This window comes from Ruminococcus sp. RTP21204st1_B2_RTP21204_210225 (assembly GCF_040914135.1).
Classification (GTDB): Bacteria; Bacillota; Clostridia; order Oscillospirales; family Ruminococcaceae; genus Hominimerdicola; species Hominimerdicola aceti.
The window spans coordinates 1-3,581 of record NZ_JBCPGA010000089.1 but is presented as its reverse complement, the minus strand read 5'-3'; the positions used below and the strand labels follow the sequence as shown (position 1 = coordinate 3,581).

General features: G+C 43.5%; 6 protein-coding genes and 1 pseudogene. All 7 read right to left on the bottom strand.

The window, feature by feature from the left end; all coding sequences use genetic code 11:
• Window positions 1–392 (bottom strand): DNA adenine methylase (locus tag AB5123_RS13995; RefSeq protein ID WP_368364969.1); only part of this gene is annotated, 392 nt, incomplete at its 3' end.
• A gap of 137 nt (window positions 393–529) precedes the next feature.
• Window positions 530–727 (bottom strand): hypothetical protein, encoded by a 198-nt coding sequence (locus tag AB5123_RS13990; RefSeq protein WP_117893635.1) that lies wholly within the window; start codon window positions 725–727, stop codon window positions 530–532.
• Window positions 708–848 (bottom strand): hypothetical protein, encoded by a 141-nt coding sequence (locus tag AB5123_RS13985; RefSeq protein ID WP_158455166.1) that lies wholly within the window; start codon window positions 846–848, stop codon window positions 708–710. Before AB5123_RS13985 ends, AB5123_RS13990 begins: the two co-directional genes overlap by 20 nt.
• Window positions 849–1,085 (bottom strand): annotated as a pseudogene (locus AB5123_RS13980) (hypothetical protein); the annotation flags it as partial. It abuts the gene before it with no gap.
• Window positions 1,086–1,090: 5 nt separating this feature from the next.
• The gene (locus tag AB5123_RS13975; RefSeq protein ID WP_337643859.1) at window positions 1,091–1,864 is read right to left on the bottom strand and encodes a phage antirepressor KilAC domain-containing protein; all 774 of its coding nucleotides are present in this window, start codon (window positions 1,862–1,864) and stop codon (window positions 1,091–1,093) included.
• Complete coding sequence (gene dcm, locus AB5123_RS13970; RefSeq protein ID WP_368364968.1) at window positions 1,861–3,129, bottom strand: DNA (cytosine-5-)-methyltransferase; 1,269 nt, start codon at window positions 3,127–3,129, stop codon at window positions 1,861–1,863. The genes AB5123_RS13975 and dcm overlap by 4 nt, the downstream gene beginning before the upstream one ends.
• Before the next feature lie 66 nt (window positions 3,130–3,195).
• The gene (locus AB5123_RS13965; RefSeq protein ID WP_117928413.1) at window positions 3,196–3,462 is read right to left on the bottom strand and encodes a DUF4314 domain-containing protein; all 267 of its coding nucleotides are present in this window, start codon (window positions 3,460–3,462) and stop codon (window positions 3,196–3,198) included.
• Window positions 3,463–3,581 lie beyond the last annotated feature (119 nt).

The following is a 3,581-nucleotide window of genomic DNA, read 5'->3' as shown; positions in this document are numbered from 1 at the left end:
GACCACATCGAATGCGGCTGACTTCCAAAGCTGTCAAGACCGCTTGCATAGCTGTAACGTATAAGCTGATAAAACTTAGCCGCTCTGTCAACGTCATAAAGCCTTGGCAAAATGCCACGCTTATGAAGTAGAGCTAAATACTCAAAATCTTCTCTTGAATCAAGCACATACCTAAGCTTGTATTTCAGCTTTGCAGGTTTATCACGAACGCAGCGGTAAAGATTTGCAAGATTTGAATTAAAGTCATTGTATACCTCAAAATCTGCACCGGGCGGCTTGTGAAACAGCACCCAGCCTGCACCGCCGAAGACCTCTATATACCTTTCATAGTAAGGCGGAAATCTTGCAAGAACCTCGTCACGAAGATTTTTCTTCCCACCTACCCAAGACATAAAACTGTTCATTAAGCTCCTTTCCTTGCCAAACAGCAGAAAAGAAGTATGCAAACGAAAAAGTCGCTTTGCAAGCACCAGATTTATTTATCTGCTGTTGGCAAAACGACATTAGTTTTTATTTAATTGTGTTTTCTTCAGCCCTTGATCATTGGATCGACGTAGCTGAATATAATGCGTTTCTGTTCAAGGTAACCGTCAACTTTGTTGACCTCAGTACATAATTCTTTGTACTGCTTTTCCGAAAGCACAGGCTTTGTTGCTCTCAGCATTGCAGGAATATTACCAATACAGAACTTGAAGTCTACTTTGGCTTTAACTCTGTTTGTGTGCATCTTTGACCTCCTTATCAAGACGTGCGATCTCTTTTTCAGCAGACTTAAAAGCCACGGCAAGAGAACCTATCGTTGTTCCGATGATAACACCTATCATCATTCCAATGAACAAATACGTCATTTACATCATCTCCATTTCCATATCCTCATCTTCTGTCTGTTCATCATCGATAGAAGTGATCTCAACATACTCGCCGATAACATTCAAGGCCTCATAGTAACTGCCCGAAGAAGTTATTCTGCTGCACATTTCCTTTGCCTCATCATACATTCCGTTCCTTTTCAGCGTTTTTGAAGCAATGCCCATAAGATTGAATATATTTCCGTCCTGACCTATCAGCGGACATTTTGGCTTTTTGGGCATCACGACATCTCCTTTCCGTAATATTTTCTCAGCAGACCTATGATAAAAAGCTGACCTTTTCCCGTCACAAACGTCTGCCGATAAGTCTTTTTCAGACCATTGACCTCGAATACCGACTCCTTGACCGCAAAATATCCTCTGTCGATATATCTCTGATATGGCAGATTGTTTGACATCAGTACACCCGTTCTTTTGAGCCAGCTGTACAGCTTGTTTCTACCGACGGAGATATTTTCGGCTCTCGCAAGCTTTGCCATAGCGTTCATGTCGATTAGGTTATCTGTTCCTGCCACCTGATTTGCAAACTCCACCAAAGGCTGATCGTGTCTGATACGCTCGTTCAGCTTTTCGATAGCCGTCATCTGAAGTCTGAACAGGTCACGGTACGGCTCGTCGAGAAACGGGAGGTAGTTTTCTATGAACATATCCTCGCTTGCCACATAGCCTCCTGTTCTGCGGATAGTCGGCAATACTTCATCAAATATCCAGCTTTCAAATTTCTCAGCGGAAGGGAGCCTTGAATGTGATATCAGTCTATACACATCTCCCTCGGGAATAAAAACCATTTCGATAGTCCTGGCAGGAGACTGCGGATGCGGTAGGTCGTGTTTCACGCCCCACCTACAATGCCGTCTTATTGCGTCTTTTGTATTGCTGTAGCCCAATGCAGAAGCTACGTCCTTTCCGCAGAACATGGTCCTTCCGTGTTCATCTGTTAACGTTCTTAAAGAACCAAATTCATCATTCTCAAAAATCTTTATCACATTGCTCATGCGTTTTCTCCTTTTTCCGTTTCTAAAATTATTCTTGCAACCGCCTCCACAACATTTGTAGTTACTGCGTTGCCTGCCTGCTTGTAAAGCTGAGCGTCGGACATTCCTGTGGCTTTGACCTTGTTGAACTGCTCATCGGTAAAGCCCTGCAGCCGCCAGCACTCCAACGGCATAAGCTTTCTGATATACCCGCAGTACACAACCCCGTGTCTGTCGGTAACGGTCAAAGTAAACATAGGCTCGTTTGGAAGTTTAAATCTTCTGCCTTGCTGACGGACTTTTTCCTTTTCGGGAGTAAGCACGGCTATCGGGTCTGTTATGAGGACAACTCCGGATTTTTCGCCTTTGTGATGACCAATACCGCTGTCCTGTCTTGCGGTTATACATCTTGCAAGCTCTGTGACTTTCGGCTCAGGATTCATATCTATCCCCAATGCGTAATATCCCTGATTACAGCCTGTTGTAAGGGTATGAGCTATCTCCTTTCCCACTCTCCCACGCCTTGAATTCATATTTGGGTATGCAAGGTCAATACTGTCACCGGGCAGAGCTATCTGATAGCCTGACTTAGTTTTTGATTTTATCGGCAGGCCGATTATCTCATAAAGACCTGTTTTTCCTCCAAAACCGCCTGCTTGACTTGTAAGGGTTATGCTCAGTCCGTCTGCTGAATATACTCTGTTTCCCTCTCTGCCTGAAATTCTTTTGACAAGAGTTTTTGGATTTGCGTCTGTGAAAGACAATACTTTTCCGGAACACTTTTCTCTATGAAATCCGACAATGAACACTCTTTTTCTTGACTGGGCAACTCCAAAATTTGCGCTGTTAAGCACTTCCCATACGACATCGTACCCCAATTCATCCAACGTACCGAGGATGGTCGCAAACGTCCTGCCCCCGTTAAGCGATAGGAGACCGGGTACGTTTTCAAGGAGCAGATACTTAGGTTTTTTAATGGCGGCAATCCTGGCGATCTCAAAGAAGAGAGTTCCTCGGGTATCGCTGAATCCTTTTCGTTTTCCAGCGATCGAAAAGCTTTGGCAAGGGAATCCTCCGCATATAAGGTCGAGATCAGGCAGTTCGTTTGGGTCGATCTTTCTTGCGTCATCGTAATACACCTCGTTTCTTGTATCGTACAACGTTTCGTATGCTTTCTTTGCATACTTATCTATCTCGCAGTATCCGACGCACTTGAATCCGCCTGCTTTTTCAAGTCCTGAGCGAAATCCGCCGATACCTGCAAAGATATCGAAATATTTTATCAGTACGAATCATCTCCTTTCCGATTTTTTCAATAAAAAAACGGCTAAGTCTTTTTCAAAACTTAACCGTTACATTGACATATTCATTTCTTCATCTTCTGTTTGCTCACTATCTTCACTTACGATATGGAAATCGTCCACACCAGGGATAACTCCGAGCGTTCTTCCGTTATCAAAAACGCAATGCACAGTGCCGATGTCATCAACGTGATCGACCTTTCCAAGAGTACCGGACTCAACAGGGAACGGGTCATCGTTCATTCTGTCAAGGCAGATGCGAGTCCCTTCGGGATACCGTTCTTTCAGCCATTCTACTTTCTTGTGATCGTAATACATTATATATTCCTCCTTTTTCTACAAATGAAAAAAAGGCTGTTCTATCATCGTCACTTAAATTCGTGACAATAGACAAAACAGCCTTTAAAACTTTGTGAATTTTTTTCATAACAAAACGG

Excerpts from the sequence above, each read along its gene's own strand:
- AB5123_RS13990 (WP_117893635.1), bottom strand. The coding sequence starts at position 727 with ATGCACACAAACAGAGTTAAAGCCAAAGTAGACTTCAAGTTCTGTATT.
- AB5123_RS13985 (WP_158455166.1), bottom strand. The coding sequence starts at position 848 with ATGACGTATTTGTTCATTGGAATGATGATAGGTGTTATCATCGGAACA.
- AB5123_RS13975 (WP_337643859.1), bottom strand. The coding sequence starts at position 1,864 with ATGAGCAATGTGATAAAGATTTTTGAGAATGATGAATTTGGTTCTTTA.
- AB5123_RS13965 (WP_117928413.1), bottom strand. The coding sequence starts at position 3,462 with ATGTATTACGATCACAAGAAAGTAGAATGGCTGAAAGAACGGTATCCC.